Annotated in this window: 10 protein-coding genes; 5 read left to right on the top strand and 5 right to left on the bottom strand. The window is 59.0% G+C overall.

Features of this window, described 5'->3' with window-relative positions:
* Positions 1–200 precede the first annotated feature (200 nt).
* Positions 201–2,384, bottom strand: a complete 2,184-nt coding sequence (locus SH664x_RS08960) for a hypothetical protein (protein ID WP_437206812.1) — start codon at positions 2,382–2,384, stop codon at positions 201–203.
* A gap of 178 nt (positions 2,385–2,562) precedes the next feature.
* Complete coding sequence (locus tag SH664x_RS08965; RefSeq protein WP_437206813.1) at positions 2,563–4,053, bottom strand: endo-1,4-beta-xylanase; 1,491 nt, start codon at positions 4,051–4,053, stop codon at positions 2,563–2,565.
* A gap of 519 nt (positions 4,054–4,572) precedes the next feature.
* On the opposite strand from SH664x_RS08965, the gene SH664x_RS08970 reads away from it, so the two are divergent.
* A complete protein-coding gene (locus SH664x_RS08970) occupies positions 4,573–5,628 on the top strand; it encodes an alpha/beta hydrolase (protein ID WP_437206814.1) in 1,056 nt (351 codons plus the stop codon).
* Positions 5,629–5,746: 118 nt separating this feature from the next.
* Here SH664x_RS08970 and SH664x_RS08975 read toward each other — a convergent pair whose 3' ends face one another.
* Positions 5,747–6,529 (bottom strand): SDR family NAD(P)-dependent oxidoreductase, encoded by a 783-nt coding sequence (locus tag SH664x_RS08975; RefSeq protein ID WP_437206815.1) that lies wholly within the window; start codon positions 6,527–6,529, stop codon positions 5,747–5,749.
* A gap of 312 nt (positions 6,530–6,841) precedes the next feature.
* Between SH664x_RS08975 and SH664x_RS08980 the strand changes: the two genes are divergently transcribed.
* Both SH664x_RS08980 and SH664x_RS08985 read left to right on the top strand, forming a co-directional pair.
* Positions 6,842–8,203, top strand: coding sequence for an SGNH/GDSL hydrolase family protein (locus SH664x_RS08980; protein ID WP_437206817.1), 1,362 nt, complete (start codon positions 6,842–6,844; stop codon positions 8,201–8,203).
* A gap of 118 nt (positions 8,204–8,321) precedes the next feature.
* Positions 8,322–9,449 carry an FtsW/RodA/SpoVE family cell cycle protein gene (locus SH664x_RS08985; protein ID WP_437206818.1) on the top strand — a complete coding sequence of 376 codons (1,128 nt, stop codon included), beginning with the start codon at positions 8,322–8,324 and terminating at the stop codon, positions 9,447–9,449.
* A 186-nt stretch (positions 9,450–9,635) separates the two neighbouring features.
* Here the strand turns inward: SH664x_RS08985 and SH664x_RS08990 are convergent, their stop codons facing one another.
* Positions 9,636–10,727, bottom strand: a complete 1,092-nt coding sequence (locus SH664x_RS08990) for an SPFH domain-containing protein (RefSeq protein WP_437206819.1) — start codon at positions 10,725–10,727, stop codon at positions 9,636–9,638.
* A gap of 290 nt (positions 10,728–11,017) precedes the next feature.
* Here SH664x_RS08990 and SH664x_RS08995 point away from each other — a divergent pair, with 290 nt between their 5' ends.
* On the top strand, positions 11,018–11,890 hold the full coding sequence (locus tag SH664x_RS08995) for an alpha/beta hydrolase (protein ID WP_437206821.1): 873 nt from the start codon (positions 11,018–11,020) through the stop codon (positions 11,888–11,890).
* 36 nt (positions 11,891–11,926) lie between these two features.
* Here the strand turns inward: SH664x_RS08995 and SH664x_RS09000 are convergent, their stop codons facing one another.
* On the bottom strand, positions 11,927–13,129 hold the full coding sequence (locus SH664x_RS09000; RefSeq protein ID WP_437206823.1) for a hypothetical protein: 1,203 nt from the start codon (positions 13,127–13,129) through the stop codon (positions 11,927–11,929).
* A gap of 694 nt (positions 13,130–13,823) precedes the next feature.
* On the opposite strand from SH664x_RS09000, the gene SH664x_RS09005 reads away from it, so the two are divergent.
* Positions 13,824–16,214 carry a DUF1592 domain-containing protein gene (locus tag SH664x_RS09005; RefSeq protein ID WP_437206824.1) on the top strand — a complete coding sequence of 797 codons (2,391 nt, stop codon included), beginning with the start codon at positions 13,824–13,826 and terminating at the stop codon, positions 16,212–16,214.
* The last annotated feature ends 38 nt before the right edge of the window (positions 16,215–16,252 follow it).

Genomic DNA, 16,252 nt, shown 5'->3' on the forward strand with positions numbered 1-16,252 from the left:
CCGGTAACATCGCAGGCCGCTCTGCTTGACAAAGAATCGATGCAGCCCTTCGATGATTGAGGTCACTGGCAGCCTCCATCACTTATGGACATCTGGGACCGCTGCCAATGCGGGCGACCGCCTTTCTCGTTGTGGGCGCTCAAGCTGCCAGGCAGTTGGGATGCGCACCACTTCTCACCGCGGGAACGGCTCATCGATCTTCAAGCGACCAGAGGGTCTTGCCGAGGGTGGAGTCGCCGCCAGCAAAACGGAACGGCTCCGCAGGCGATCAGACCGAGCGCGGAGATCACCAACCCGACAGGCCATGTCCACGGACGATAGGTCCATTCGATCCATTGTGGAGCGTCGCCCGGGCGGACATGGGCAACGCGGAAGGGAGAGCCCTCTCCAACCGAAACATCGGGGGATGCCGTGAGCTTCCATCCTGGGAAGTCCAGATCGCGGAGAATCAGTTGGCCCGGTTCACGAGCAAGGACCTCGACTCTGATGCGGTTGGGACTGACATCCAGAGACTGGATTTGATTCGACGTTTCCAATTCCGAAAACGAGACGCGTCCGACCGAACCCTTTAACGTATAGAGGTAAAAAGGTTCACTCCGGGCATAGCAGCGGTTCAGGACCGGATCGAATGGCCGGGAATGCAACTCGACCTGCCAGAGCGCTTCATCCAATGGCGATTGGAGCAGCAGATGCGTCACCCCCATGCGCCTGATCCGTTCCACGTCGTCAGCGACTTTTGCAGGGTCAGTCTCTGTAAAACCGGGACGAAATTCGTCCGCTTCATAGAGCGCAGGTCCCAGTCCCAGGTAGACGGGAACGGCCGATACCCCCAGCAGCGTGGGCATGTTGGCTCCCGGCGCAAACAGCCGAATTCTGCTTCCTGCCTCCGCGAACATCTGACGGAGGGGACTTTCCTGCAGGTGCTTGAGCGGCGGATCGTCGAGCAACGTGGCATAGAACACCTGCCGCCCTAAATAGGGCGAAGTACCGATGGCATATTGCCGACTGGCCGCCCACAGGTCCCCCGTTGTGATCGCGGTGATCAGCAACGCCACGACCGCCACACCACCACTCCGCAGACGAGTTCCGCGTAACAGCACATCCAGCGAGGCTCCCGCGAGGAGCGTCAAGGACCACGCCGCGATGAGTCCATACCGTCCGGGGCCGCGAAAGAAGCCGAATCCCGGCCAGCCTGAGAAATAATAGGTCGGCCAGCCCGTGGCCAGTAAAAGAGAAATCAGGATCAGGGCTCCCCAACCCGCCGGATGAGCGAGCGCAAGCTTCTGTCGCCAGCGCGGCACACCCAGCCCGAGAATCGCCAGCAGAAACGGAATCAGCCCGACATACAGCTGCGCTTCCACCTGATTGGTCACGTCCGGGACGACGCCCCATTTGGCCGTGGAGAGCAGCACATCAGCAGGCTCTTCGCCCGCATACCAGGCCCACGGCATCCAGAGCTGCGAAATGGCCTGAGGAGGAAGATGCCCGGAAGTGGCAGAAAACGAAGAGTGAGCATCTTCAGCTTCACGGGGACTCTGCGACTTCAGCTCCCAGCTGGGAATCAGTTGCACCGCAGCGATGAGAAACCCAATCACCACGCTGCCAGCCACCGGGAGGACGCGAGTGCGAAGGTCAACTCCACTGACCGGAGACGCTGCAGGTTCCACTGCCGTTGGTTCGTTCGCGGCGAAGCCGCTCAACCAGAACATCGCCGGCATGGTCAGCAGCGTGATGAACACCAGATTGTAATGCCCGGCGAGCAGGTCGAGCCCTAAGCTGACCGCGAGTACCACAAGCCAGCGGGGCCTGCGAGTCTGAAGGAATTTCAGCTGTGCCAGGAGAATCAATGAGAAGTACACGCCGCCAATAATCGCCCACTCCCAGCAGATGCGTGGCGGGAACCAGCCATAGGTGAACGCCGTCGCCGCCAGAATCGCCCCGGCAGTTGCCAACCGCAAGGCACGCGCCAGCGCAAAGGTGACAAGAAACATGGCGATGTAGTGTGCCAGCTGGCTGATGTTGTACGCCGTATTGACATCAAACATCCGGTACAGCAGGAGATTCGGGGGATAGAGTGCGGCGGTCTGGCTCTCACCCAGCACGGGATAACCATAGCCGACCTGCGAGTTCCACAACGGCAGAATTCCCTGCTGCAAGGCATCCGCAAGGTAGACCTTCTGCGGGAAGTAATAGGAATACAGATCACCGCCGACCAGCCCCCCACCGCTCCAGAGCGGGCCCCAGAAGATCCAGGAAAGGGCGACAGACCACAGGGTGGCGATCAGCCATTCTCCCCACGAGATTCGAGGCTGGGGCGAGCTGAGGCCTGTCGGCTGACCGGGCTGCGGGATTCGTCGGGTGGGCCGGACTGTTTTCTTTGACATAGCAGGTTAAACGGGGTGAGAAGAACCGTCATGCAGACGCCTGGACCGTGTCGGGCCACAGCTCCGGTTTCGCCCCTGAAATGGAAGCCTTAAGGTGACCGCCCCAGCGAGGAGTGCCAGTGCTTTCAGCCCGCTGAAACCTTTGCACTGACACTCACAAAGATGCGGTTGAATTTGGTCAACGCAGATCGTGAATCAGGTGCTGGCGCAGGGGATCCAACATGGACTTCGGCTTGCCATCAGCGCCGAGCAGTCCTCCGTTTGGAAACCGATGTGGCAGCCGATCGCTGAAATGACTCAGGAAAACGCCGGTGACCATCGGTTTGGCCAGCAAGAGGGGCACGACATATTCAATCCATTCGGATTGCGCTCCCTCCGACCAGGGAGATTTCCACGCCCCGTCGAGAATCTGCAGCTGTGTTTCAGTCCGCGAATCGGGCAGGCTTCCGGAAGGGCAGGCAATGTCCACATGCAGCTGGACCCCGATCTGACTCCAGAGATCGATCAGTTTGGAGATCGACAGCATATCGCGGGCGTAGCTGGCATGGGGGGCATAGCCGCAATTGATTTCGAGTACGACTCCCGCCAGGCCGAGATTCGAACGTGCGAGTGCATCGACGAACTGCAGTGGCGACAGTCGCTGCTGTCCACGTCGTTGATATTCTCCCCAGGGCTGGTCGATTCGCAGAAACAGCATCGCATTGTTGTCGGTCCGCCGGGCTGACTCCAGCACCCGGGCGACGATCGCGAGACGTTGCTCCTCGGTCAGCTGGAGAGCCCCTCCCGTATTTCCGTAGGCGGCCACTTCCCAGAGCCGGATCGTCCCCTGATATCGAGCCATTGCGGTCTCGATGAAATCGCAGATGAAGCTCGGGAGGTTCAGGAAATCCTGCTTCCACGGAGCGAGCCACTCCGGAAGTCCCTGCGGACTGAGATCAACGAGCGGCCCGCCCCGGCAGACGAGGCGGCTTTCTGTACAGTACCGGACCAGTTCGTCGACACTTTCCCACGCGATGTTGCCTTCTGATGATTCCAGGCTGCTCCAGCGGAAGGGAATTCCCGCTGCATTGAAGGCATGCTGAAATACCCCCTGACCGGAGACCGACAGGACATCATCATCGAGCTGGCAGCCAAGAAGTTTGGGGCTGTGATGCTGCGAATGGTGCAGACTGGTCATCCGCTGAATGACGTAGGCATCAGTGAGCAGAGAAGCGGCCTGAAAAGCCAGTTGCAGTGCTTCGGCTGCGTGCCCCGAGGTGATGAGTGGATCTTGCTGCGCGGCACTTCCACGGGCAAACGCCTGAAAGGCACGTCGCTGCAGATCGCGAAAGGCATCGGGCACCAGAAGGTTTGCCTGTTCCCAGGCAGCGGCCTGATCGCGGATTTCCGCGACTTTCCCCCGGGCGAGTTCAAGGAGGAGGTGATAAGGTTGATCACGTTCTCGAAGAGACGTGGTACTGACAACCGGCCGGCCGAATCCCGGGATGGGCCATGGGACATTGAATTTGGCGCTATCGCTCTGAGTGCGATGGCAGCTGATCAGATTGCCCTCGACCTCGACCCGAACCGGGAAGACGCGGCCATCCATGCCACTGAGATAGGCGAACGCGGCCTCGGGAACTGTCGCGAGTGCTTCCACCGGGTGGACGAGAAACCGCATCACACCCATAAATTATGTTCTCCACGTTTAGCGTGCATTCCCATGGTCCACGCCAGAGGAGGATTGCTCACGACCACCGCAACCGCTTGACAATCAGCACGTTGCGATGGCGATTTTAATGGTGGTTGCCAAGGCAGGCAAGTTGCGGCGCAACTCTTGCAAGAATCCGGTCAACTCTTGTTGTCCCAGGATGGCAGGAAATTGCGCGGACTTTGCGGAGTTTCCCGATGAGTCGGCCGGAATGTTTGCCCTGAATCAGCCAGATTGTCGCGCCGAAAGAAATGTTGAATTCGCTACAACGCGTGAAGGATTCACGCCCCTTCTCTAACCGGCGGGATTTGCCGCTGCGGGATGGGTGTACTGGATTCAATTCGACATACAGTCGATAAGTTCAAAAACTCTGTCGACGACGAGCCGGACACGACATCAAATTGTGAGCCGGCGGACAGTTAGCGCTCGCTGTCGCATGGACGGACGCACGCTCAACATCGTGATCGTGGACCGTATTTTCCGTCAAAAAGCCTTTCCATGCGATCAGTCACCACTCTACTGCAGATCATTTGCCTGCTGGCGATGGGGCTGCCGGTCTGGGCCGATGACACCCCGCTGCTCGCTCCCGATGTCATCAATCCGACTCCCGCAGTCGTCAATCCTGCGCCGGAGCACCGAGTCGATCTTCCCCCCACGCCGGAACTCCCAAGCCCGGGGGAGACCCCCGCTCCCGCACCGCCTCAGTACTGGATCGCCAGTAGCCGCTGCTCCGTGCAAAATTTTCATGAATCGGGACGGGGAAACTGGGGCCTGAATCTCTACGAACGGGCCGCAGATGGACAACTGCTCAGTTCGTCGATGCAGTCGATGACGAATCAACTGGTTCCCGGAGTGCCGGTTTGCATTTTTGTCCACGGCAGCTTCGTCGAATGGAAAGATGTCTGTAACGAAGGACACGCGGCTTACTCTCGAATCCGGGGCGCTTCCAATGCTCCCCTGCAGACAATCATCTTCACCTGGCCCAGTGACGGCCCGCGGACCGGCTGCTTTCCTGTGGACGTGGCTGTCCGAGGTCGGCAGGCCGATTTCAACGGCTTCCATCTGGCCTATCTGATTTCTCAGATTCCTCCTTCCTGTCCTGTCTCCATGATTGGCCATAGCCACGGAGCGCGGGTCATCTTTTCAGCGATGCATCTGGCCTGTGGTGGAGACATCGAGGGCTATCGATTCCCGTACAGTCTCGGCGCCGGTCGGCGCTATCGAATCGTCGTCGCAGCCGCTGCTCTGGACCACAACTGGCTGAACCCCGGGCAGCAGTTCGGCTACGCCCTGAATCCGGTGGAGTGTGTTCTGAATCTCCGGAACCGGCACGATCTGGCGCTGTCGCTGTATCCGGTCAGCCGACCGTTTGCCGGCCGGGCTCTCGCGCGATCAGGCTTTACCCGCTGGGACAAAACAAAGCTCGGTCCCAACGCCGCCAAGGTCCGGGACTATGACGTGACCGAATACGTGGGTCACCATCATTTCTGGCCGTTTTATTACAATCAGCCCGCGGTTATCGCCGCAGCGGTCCCTTACCTGTACTTCTACTGAACTCGAGTCGAGTCGCGAGTCTGCCTCCTGCTGCCCGCGCCTCGATGGATCAGGAGCGTCGCCGCTCCCCCTGCTCAGCGACTTCTCCCTTCTCAGCTGTCATCTCAGCGATTCCTGCTCAGTGCAGTCGGCTTTTTCCGATGCGGTGCATCAGCCGCGTGACCAGGCAACGAGGAGTCAACCGCAGACTGAAGCAGAGCAATCTGTTCAACAGACCTGGCATCACAATCCGCTTGCGACGTCTCATTCCGCGATATCCTGTCTCCACGACATCTGCCAGCTGCATCGTGTTGAGCTTGAAAACGAGGCTTTCGCTCATCCCGGCGGCGTCGGCAAATTCGGTTTTCGTCGGTCCGGGGCACAAACAGGTCACCGTCACCCCCGTCCCCTCGAGTTCTTCCGCCAGTGCCTCCGAGAAAGACAGGACAAATGCCTTGGTGGCGAAATAGACAGTGTTGCTCGGACCGGGCTGGAAAGCGGCGGTCGAACCAAGATTCAAGATCGTCCCCCGACGACGATCGATCATTCCTTTCACAAACAGATGCGACAGTTGCATGAGGGCCGACACGTTCAGCTGGACCATCTGGACCTGACGTTCCAGAGAGATGTCGAAGAAGTTTCCCGACTGCCCGAAGCCGGCGTTGTTGACCAGGACATCAACCTGTTTTCCACTGGCCTGAATCATCTCAAACAGCCTTGCCGGGGCACTCGGCTCGGAAAGATCCAGGCAAATCACGGTCGATTGTGTCTGGTATTTCTGCTGGAGTTCCTCTGCAAGTTCTCGCAGACGTTCTTCGCGGCGGGCGACGAGAATCAACTCACTCCCGTCGACCGCGAAGCGGCGGGCCAGTTCCAGGCCGATGCCGGCAGACGCACCAGTGATCAGGACAACTTCGGGCATTCAGGCACCTGACAGGAGAGACGTGTTCGCAACGAGTGCATTCTGTTTGTTCGCCGGACCCGTTCTCGCCACGCAGAGCGGCGTTCCTGATTCAGGAAACATCGCGTTGCGCAGGTCCGGATCGAGCAACCTGCTCGCGGTGGGGAGTATAGGCGCCGAGGGGAGCGGTGTCTTGCGACGCGGCGCCGCCTCCCGTGAGGTTCTCCCCGGTAGTCGATATCCGCCGGTCCCGATGAATTGGATTCATTCGCGCGACCGGCTAGCATTCCACTGCGAGTGAGGTCTTTCCGTATCCGCTGGGGAGTGAATTCCATGAAACGAGTCTGGTGCTGTTTTGTCGCGTGTCTGTGGTTGACTGCGCAAGTCTTCGCTCAGCCAGCTGCGCCTGTCAAAGAACACAAGAAGCCACTGGAAAAGCTGGACCTGCAGTCCGGTGACAGCATTGTCTTTCTCGGCGACAGCATCACGCATCAGCGTCTCTACACGCAGTACGTGGAAGACTATTTCTATACCCGCTTTCCCAATCTCCGGCTGAAGATCCACAATGCCGGAGTCGGCGGTGCGCGGGCAATCGATGCACTGGCCCGTTTTGACCAGGACGTGGCCGCCTATAAGCCGAAGTACGTCACGATCCTGCTGGGAATGAACGATGGCCGGTATTCCAGCTACAACGATGAGTACTTCACCACCTACCAGCGGGACATGACCAAGCTGATCGACAGGATCAAGGAGATCGGAGCAACTCCGATCCTGATCACACCGACCATGTTCGACCTGCGGGCCGAACACCTCAAGGAGAAGCAGACCGGGCGAACCGAATCGGCGCGGCTGTACAACAGCACGCTGGCCTACTATGGCGCGTGGCTGCGGGAAATTGCCCAGGAGCAGGGGGTCGGGTTTGTCGACATGTGGACTCCTCTCAATGCCATCACGCTGCAGCAGCGCAAGAGCGAGCCGAACTTCACATTGATTCCCGATGCCGTACACCCGGGTGCGAACGGACAGGTCATCATGGCGGAGTCGATCCTCAACGATCTCAAGCTGCCGAAGATGGTTTCCACGATTCAGCTGAACGAAGCTGCGGACGGTAAATGGTCGTCCAAAGCGAATGGAGGGAAACTCAGCGAGCTGTCGGGGAGTGCTGATTCTGTCAGTTTCACCTTTGCCGCCAAAGCACTGCCGCTGGTTCTGCCCCCTGAAGCCGAACTCGGAGCCAAGCTGGGGCAACTCGGGCACCGTTTCAGCCTGGAATCGCTGCAGGTCGTGGGGCTCGCCCCCGGTAGCTATCAGCTGACCATCGACGGTGCGGACTGCGGGATCTACAAGTCGGAAGCGCTGGCCCGTCGCGTCGAACTGCAGGGGGTTAGCACGACTCCACAGTATCAGCAGGCTCTGAAGGTGGCTGAGCTGAACAAGAAGCGAAACGAAGGCCCGATTCAGAAGCTGCGTGCGGAATGGTCGGTCTATCAGCGTTATTCACGGGCCAAACAGGCCGCTGAAGAAAATCCTCAGGATGGAGAGCTCAAAAAGCAGCTGGTCGCCGCTGAGGAAAAGATCAAAGGGATCGAGGAACGGGTCGCGCAGGCGAACGCCGATGCCAAGGCGATCGAAGACGAGATCTTCAAGGTCAACCAGCCGGTCCCGCACAAGTATGTGCTGACTCGGGTGAAGTGATCTTCTCGCTCTGGTGGAGTACGGCGTACGATTCCCCTCGAACGTCGTACTTCATCCGCGAATGTTCTCCAGATCCGGCAGCGTCTTGGGCCGGATCGGACACGGACGAACGGACTGCATGTTCCACGGACGGACCAGCTCGTTATTAAGTCTGGTGCTGGCGGCCACCTTTCTTCTGATCGTGGCGATCGGCATTTCCGGGATCGCGCGCACGGACGAACTGGAGTCGGGTGAATACGCTCCGCGGCAGGTTGTGTGGCTGATGCTCGGGATGGGGGCGTGCGCTCTCGCCTGCTTCGGAATTCCCTATCGAAGTCTGAAAAGCATCAGCTATCCTTTCTTCGCAGTGACGATCGTCCTGCTGGTTGCCGTCTATTTCTTCCCCGCGCGGCAAGGGGCAAGACGCTGGATTCCGCTGGGGTTCATGCTGATGCAGCCCTCGGAGTTCGCCAAGATCGCCTACATTCTGGCCCTGAGCCAGTATCTCATGTTCCGGAAGAATCATCGGACCGCCTTTGGCCTGATTCCCCCTTTCCTGATGACTGCAATTCCGGTCGTGCTGATCCTGAAGGAACCGGACCTGGGCACCGCGCTGCTGTTTTTTCCGGTGATGTACGCACTGCTTTTCGCGGCCGGGGCAAGACGCTGGCATCTCGCGTTGTCGATCGTTGCGGGAATTGTCCTGCTGCCGGCCCTCTGGCAGGTGATGAATGCGGAACAGAAATCCCGCGTGACCGCTTTGTTCCTGCAGCGCGACGGGGGGGAACCGGAAACAGGAGACGGTTACCACCTTTACCAGTCCAAGCAGCTGCTGGCGCTGGGCGGGGTCTGGGGGAGTGAATTCGGAGGAATGCCGCTGGAAGATCCCGCAGCCTATCACCTGCCTGCCGGGCACACCGATTTCGTGTACTGCCTGGTCGGCGAGCGGTGGGGATTACTCGGGACGCTCGGAGTTCTCTGCCTGTTCGGTATTGTCGTCATTGCCGGGTTACTGGTCGCCGCGCGGACGCGGGATCCGTTCGGTCGACTCGTGGCGACGGGGATCATCGCGATTATCACCGCCCAGGTCCTGATCAATACCTCAATGACCGTCGGCCTGACGCCGGTGACGGGATTGACGTTGCCGCTGATGAGCTACGGCGGCTCCAGCCTGCTGACCACCGGATTCGCCATCGGCATCCTGCTGAACATTGCCCGCGACCCCGGTTACGACGTCGCGGGGCAACCCTTCCAGTTCTCGTCATAAGGACGAGTTCGCAGTCCGCCGCGGCCCGCATGGGCTGCCCTAGGCGAATACGCGAGGACGAGTCCACCGATCACCGGTTGCCCGACGCGCAGTCCGCACAACAACTGCCAAGTGTGCAGGCAGATGTTTTCTTGACTGGAACGCATCGCGGATGCACCACCCGGTTCCTCGACGGCACGCGGTCGGCTACTGTGGCAGCGGAGGAGGTGTTGGAACCAGTCCGGCCGAAAATTGCGGGACCTGACCGGCTGGAGTCCAGTTCACCAGCGCAGGTGACCAGACCAGAGTTTCTGCAGTGACCCTGCCCGCCTGCAGAGCAGACTGCAACTGGGCGATATCGTAGGGGCCTTCGCTCTTTCCGTTGAGGGCCACATGCCAGACGTTCTGCGAGGGAAGCGGCGGAGGCGATGCCATGCCCGGCGCAGCCCCCTGGGCCATCCGGTTGGCCATGCCGAAGCCGAGACCCATTCCGAGTCCTTCCGACATCCCTCCCCCCGCCGGGTTCTCGGAGGCTGCGAGAATCGCCTTGCCCGTCTGAAATTGCTGGTAGGCATTCAGATCACCGATGACACCCATGCTCGAGCGGGCATCAAGTGCCTTCTCCACCTCTTCAGGAAAGGAGACATTCACGATGAACAGCTGTGGAATATCCAGACCGTATTCATCGTCAACCCGCTCAACGACCGTTTTGCGCAGCTGTTCGGAGAGATCCCGGTAGTGCGCCGCCAGATCGAGAGCACCGATTTTTGCAGAGCCGATCAGGTCGGAAAACGCCGAGGCAATCACCGACCGCAGCAGCTCGTTCATCTCGTTGACGTCAAAGTTCGATGCCGTCCCGATCAGAGCGGTCAGCAGCGCCCGGGGATCGACCGCCTTGAGGGTATATGTTCCGAACGCACGCAACCGGATCGGTCCGAAATCGGCATCCCGCAGCATGACCGGATTCGGAGTTCCCCACTTCAGGTCGGTGATCGTCCGCGTACTGACGAAATAGACTTCTGCTTTGAACGGACTGTTGAAACCATACTTCCAGCCTGCCAGCGTGCTGAGAATCGGCAGGTTTTCGGTGGTCAGGGTGTAGTGCCCCGGCTCAAAGACATCGGCCATCTTGCCACCGAGAACAAAGACCGCGATCTGTCCCGGTCGGACGATCAGCTGCGCACCGTTCTTGATTTCATTCTGATACCTCGGAAACCGCCAGGCAATCAGATGCCGTGAATCGTCGACCCATTCAATGATGTCGATCAATTCATTCCGCAGCTTGTCAAACAATCCCATCGAAGTCTCCTTCGTGTGCGAGCAACCTGATTGACCCGGAAGAGTTCCGTTGCCGCATCGTACTCTTTTCAAGTTGCGGGCAGCAACGATCTTCGTTCCCTGTGAGCAGGCCTCGACATGCTCGGAGATCGACCTGCAGCGGCCCATGATCTGGCGGGAACGACGCCTGGAGAGTACGTTGACTGAACCGACGAACCGCTCCGGTGGAGTTGTCCACGTTCGGAATGGAATCCACAACACATCGGTGATGGGGTTTGGTTCACTCTCCGATAACGACCAAGGGCAATCTGATGCAACGTCTGCTGCTCGCTGTTGTGGCTTCACTCCTTTCTGCCAACATGGTCTTGGGCCAGCAGGTGGAGATTGACCTGTGGCCTGCGGGAATGCCCGAGCCGATTGTGGCGGCCAATCCTCCGGAAGAAGTGGTCGTCGGTCAGAACAATGTGAGCCGCCGGTTCAATATTTCCCGGCCTCGTCTGGTGGTGCACGTTCCCCCTTCCGGCGTCGCACGCTCCGGCACGGGTGTGATCGTTGTTCCGGGGGGCGGCTTTACGAAGCTCGCTGATGTTCACGAGGGGGATCGGGTTTGCGCTTGGCTGGCCAATCAGGGAATTGTCGCCTTTAAACTGCTGTATCGCACCCCGACGAATGATCATGCCCAGCCCAACGCCGGCCCGGTGCAGGACGTTCAGAAAGGGATGATGATTGTGCGGGAACGTGCCAGGGAGTTTGAACTGGAGCCGGAACGGATTGGCCTCTTCGGCATCTCTTCGGGAGGACAGGCTTCGGTGATTGCCGCCACCAACCCTCCCACGTTTTCAGTGGAACAGGAAGCCATCAGCCACCGTCCCGATCTGTTGCTGCTGTTGTATCCCTTTCAGATTTACGATGCCAAAACCAAAACGCTGCGGCCGGAAATCAAAATCGAAAATGGCCTCCCTCCGACCTTCATCGCTCAGATGGGGGACGACAAAGGCTCTCTCGCTCAAGGGAGTGCATTACTCTATCTGGCTCTGATCGACCGGCGGATCCCCGCGGAACTTCACATCTACGAAAAGGGAGGGCACGGATTCGGCATGAACGCCGTGACCGATCGGCCTGGTACAAGCGACTGGCAGAACAGGGCGACTGACTGGCTACGGCTGCATGGGGCAGTAAGGTAGACCTCTGCACAGCTCGCGCTCACGTGGCCAGCCGAATTACGGTGATCCCAGCTCTCGTTCCCAATAAGCGCGCATCTCCGCGAGCTGTTCTCGAGAAATTTGTCCACTGCGAATCGTGGAGGCCTCGAATCGTTCGACGAATGACCGGTTCTGTGACATCCCCACGGCGGAGTTGTTGTAAAGCGGCACCGCTGCGAGTTCAACAGCGGACTTCCTTTCGCTCAAGGCAAACAGCATCATTTGGAGTTGGCGATCGATGTCCCAAGCGCCCGCCTGCTCCCATTCACTCAGAAGGGTGGCGGCCAAATGATCCAGCGTGAAGAGGACACCCGCCTCCGTCGCTGTTCGCGCCGCTGCTGTCAGGGCGATAACCTTCCTTTCGGCTGAGCCTGATTCGGTCCCCTCGGTATGCAGCTTGACCAGCAAGGGGAGCGCTCGTTCGCGGGCCACATCCGCATAAGCGAAACAGGCTGCCGCCAGCACCCGAAAATCGGGCTCCGGGGCCTGGTTCAGTACATCGATGGAATCCCGCAGCACCTCTTCGGCCTCTTCGGCCTCTTCTCCGCCGATTTTGGCCAGACAATAGAAATCACGACTGAGCCGATAACGGGGGAAATGCGGGGGCCGCAGGTGCTGCCGCACGTCGTTGACCAGTGGAGCAACAGCCCCCTGCTGATGGGCGATGATCGGCGCAGCGAAGGTCCTTTCGATATTCGCCATGTGGGGTGGCGCGACTCCCATCCAGTAGATCCGTCGCTCAAGAGTTCGTTCCCGGATGTAACTGGACACAATCAATACGGCAATGAGCAGCAGAGCCCCCTGATGCAGAAGTTTCCCCTTACGAATCGCGGCAGATCCGGGCTGTCCGGGCTCGGGAGGATAGAACGATCGTTTGATCAGGAACAGTCCCCATCCCAGCATCAGTAACCCGTCTCCGAAGTGGGGAATCACCGGAATGGAAAACAAGACATACACAACGATTCCCCACAAAGCCAGTCGCCAGACCGACGGGTCCCCTCGTAGCGCTGACGGAGAGTCACGGCCGACACTGAGGTTGATCGCGATTGCAAGAAGCCCCCAGATGATGAACACCGCAAGCAGCAGATCCAGAAAAGGAAAACGATAGAGCAGCATGGCATCGGCACAAGCGGGGCAAGCCATCGCAATCGCAGGTCGGCCAGTGATGATCACGACGAGAGTCAGGACTCTCACCCAGGTTTTTCGCTGCGCTGGTGTCATCGGCTCGCCCCTTCTGTTTGTTCCCGACAGCGGCATTGCTGATCCCATATGCCATGACGTGCGACGACGAGGCGGATTGCTCGATCCGGCCCAGATGCTTCGCGAGTTCCGATGAACGGCAGGCCGCTGATCTTCGGAAAACTCTTGCGTGAATCTAAAATCGAGCTGATTCCATCGTTACGAACCGGACCGGTTCCCAGTTGGACAAATTCAACGTCCCGGTTTCATTTTCAATGGTCCGCTGAACCAGTGCACACGGGGACCCTGGTTGCCCATCAATCGCACGAGCCGCTTCAGTGAGCCACCTGCTTCTTTGTTGAGAACGTCGCAATTTGTAAAAACGTCAGTCGTCTGGTCTGTTTCATCAGCAAATCGGTGGAATCCAGCTGGATTTGAAGCGCACGATCGGCCGATGCCATCCGTTGGTTTCCCCGGAAGGGGTGTCGGGATCGGTTGCCGGCTTCATGGTCGCCGCCGGCCGACGGTTCAAAAGCACAATCTCTCGCCATGAGGGAGGAGCCAACAGGCCTGCAAAGGTGCTCCCGAACGCGGGTTCCACCTGCAGTCAGATTTCAGAATTTGATCACCTCCCCCGCAATTGCAGGTTGATTCGAGTGGGCCAGAATGATCAAATAGGGTGTGCCCCGCCTGGAGTCCCCCTCCCTAATTTAGCTTGCCGCGCATGTGCCGACCCGTGTCCCTCACGAGTGGATTGCTGGTGCTGCTGCCTTTCGTCCTGACGATGGCAGCCCGTGGGAATGATCTTGCTGCAACCGGGGCACCTCTGGGTCTCAGTCCTGCCAACATCGAATTTGTGCAGTCGCACTGCGTCGGTTGTCATTCCGGAAAGTCTGCCGACGCGGGACTTGCACTCGATTTTGTGGAACCCGGAGCCAATCTGCGCGAGCATGGTGAGGCGCTGGAACGGGCCATGAACATGGTCTCCCGTGGGGAAATGCCCCCGGTTTCGGAAGAGCAGCCCTCTCTGGATGACCGCGAAATGTTCGTCACCGGAATCGAAGAGCTGCTGGACCGCATTGACCAGGCGACCCCTCCCGATCCCGGACGGGTCACGATGCGACGACTCAACCGAATGGAATACACCAACACCGTTCGTGATCTGCTCGGAATCGACTTTAATCCGGCACAGCACTTCCCCGCTGATGAGATTGCCAACGGTTTCGACAACAACGGCGACACTCTCAAGATCTCCCCGGTGTTGATGGAACGCTATCTCATCGCGGCCGAGAAAATCGCGCAGGGACTCCTCCCCGCCTCAAAAAATCAGCGCCGCGTCGATGCCGACGAACTCGAGTTTCAGCCGGTGACCGACATCCTGCTGAAGCAGGGGTATTATGAAATCAACAATTCCAAGGCAGATCTCAAAGGGGCGTTCTGGCTGGAAGAAAAACTGGCTCCCGGGAACTATGTGATCAGCACCCGGGCCTACGCGCAGGCACCACCCGAAACAAAGACCACACTTGCCGTCGTTGCGGTCGGCGAGAAGCTCAAGGGGAAGCTGGCTCCGGCGAACGTTCGTCAGCAGCTCCCCGGTCTGCAGGGTGAACCGTGCTGTGTGATCGAAATGGTTGAAATCACATCACGCGATTCCGCCACTCCGGCCGAGGTCAAGGTCAACCTTCCGCCGATGGAGGGGATTGAACGGATCGGGCTCGTTCTGGTCGACGAAGAAAAGTCGCCTCCGGTCGTGGTGCATGTCTCCGGAATTTCCATCGACGGGCCCTTCGATAAAGCGGCCTCACCTTGGCAGTCTAAAATTATCGCGCCGCCCGGTCTGTCGCAGTCCCAGCACAACCGTAAGCTGATCCGGGAGCTGCTCCCCCGTGCCTATCGTCGGGCTGTGTCGGATGAAGAAGTGGAGCGCTTATGCGCCTTGGCCGACTGGGCGGCGGAAAGTCACGCCAGCGTCGATGAACAATGGCGACTGATGCTCGAAGCGATTTTGGTGTCACCCAAATTTCTCTTCCGTGTTGAACTCGATGCCAACCCGACCAGTCGGGAAGTTCACCCGATTGACGACGTCCAGCTCGCGTCTCGTCTCTCGTACTTCCTCTGGAAAACGATGCCCGACGATGAGCTGCGGAATCTCGCCATTGCCGGCCAGCTCACGGAGAATCTGGACGCCCAGGTCATGCGGATGCTGAAGGATCCCCGGGGCAAGACTCTGACCGACGATTTCACCGAACAATGGCTGCAGCTGAAACTGCTGGAAGGATTTGCCCCCAACCAAAGACAGTTTCCCGATTTCAGCCGGAAGACCAAGGCCCTGTTGCTCACCGAAACCCAGATGTTCATGCGGACGCTCCTGCTGGAAAATCGGAACGTCACCGAAATCCTGGGAACGAATTTTACGTTTTTGAATGAGCCGCTGGCGAAGCACTACGGCATCGAAGATACGCACGGAAACCGGGCGGACATGCCCCCCATTGACGAACCCGGAGATCCGATCAAGGGGAACAGCTTCCGGCGGGTCACCTTCCCAAACGCCAATATGGGAGGAGTCCTGCGGCACGCCAGCGTCTTGTCGATTACATCGCAGCCGACCCGCACATCCCCCGTCAAGCGCGGCCATTGGGTGCTGGAGCAGCTTCTCGATTCCTCGCCCCCTCCAGCTCCTCCGAATGTCCCGAATCTGAATGAGCGGCGCGCCTCAAACGCCAGGAATCTCCGACAGGTACTGGAACTTCATCGGAGCGACCCGGCCTGTGCCGGCTGCCACGCGCGGATGGATCCAATTGGTTTTGCCCTCGAATACTATGATCCGGTCGGACGCCCCCGAATCGGACAGGACCTCGATCTGTCCGGAGAACTGCCGGGCGGCCAGAAGTTCAACGGGCCGGACGAGCTCATTGAGATTCTACGTGGTCGTCGCGATCAGTTCGTCCACTGCCTCAGCGAGAAACTGCTGACCTATGCACTCGGCCGCGGTCTGGAACGGAGTGATCGACCGGCGTTGCACCGGATTGTAAAAAACATGAAGCAGCACGATGACGGCTTCATGACCCTGGTACTCGAGATTGTCCATAGCGAACCGTTTCGCATGCGTCGCGGAGAAGCGTTGTAACAGTTGCGGCCTTCGATTCGGGAATTCGAATCGAACCA

Source organism: Planctomicrobium aquicomposti (assembly GCF_051466325.1).
Taxonomy (GTDB): Bacteria; Planctomycetota; Planctomycetia; order Planctomycetales; family Planctomycetaceae; genus Planctomicrobium.

Excerpts from the sequence above, each read along its gene's own strand:
- SH664x_RS08960 (WP_437206812.1), bottom strand. The coding sequence starts at position 2,384 with ATGTCAAAGAAAACAGTCCGGCCCACCCGACGAATCCCGCAGCCCGGT.
- SH664x_RS08965 (WP_437206813.1), bottom strand. The coding sequence starts at position 4,053 with ATGGGTGTGATGCGGTTTCTCGTCCACCCGGTGGAAGCACTCGCGACA.
- SH664x_RS08970 (WP_437206814.1), top strand. The coding sequence starts at position 4,573 with ATGCGATCAGTCACCACTCTACTGCAGATCATTTGCCTGCTGGCGATG.
- SH664x_RS08975 (WP_437206815.1), bottom strand. The coding sequence starts at position 6,529 with ATGCCCGAAGTTGTCCTGATCACTGGTGCGTCTGCCGGCATCGGCCTG.
- SH664x_RS08980 (WP_437206817.1), top strand. The coding sequence starts at position 6,842 with ATGAAACGAGTCTGGTGCTGTTTTGTCGCGTGTCTGTGGTTGACTGCG.
- SH664x_RS08985 (WP_437206818.1), top strand. The coding sequence starts at position 8,322 with ATGTTCCACGGACGGACCAGCTCGTTATTAAGTCTGGTGCTGGCGGCC.
- SH664x_RS08990 (WP_437206819.1), bottom strand. The coding sequence starts at position 10,727 with ATGGGATTGTTTGACAAGCTGCGGAATGAATTGATCGACATCATTGAA.
- SH664x_RS08995 (WP_437206821.1), top strand. The coding sequence starts at position 11,018 with ATGCAACGTCTGCTGCTCGCTGTTGTGGCTTCACTCCTTTCTGCCAAC.
- SH664x_RS09000 (WP_437206823.1), bottom strand. The coding sequence starts at position 13,129 with ATGACACCAGCGCAGCGAAAAACCTGGGTGAGAGTCCTGACTCTCGTC.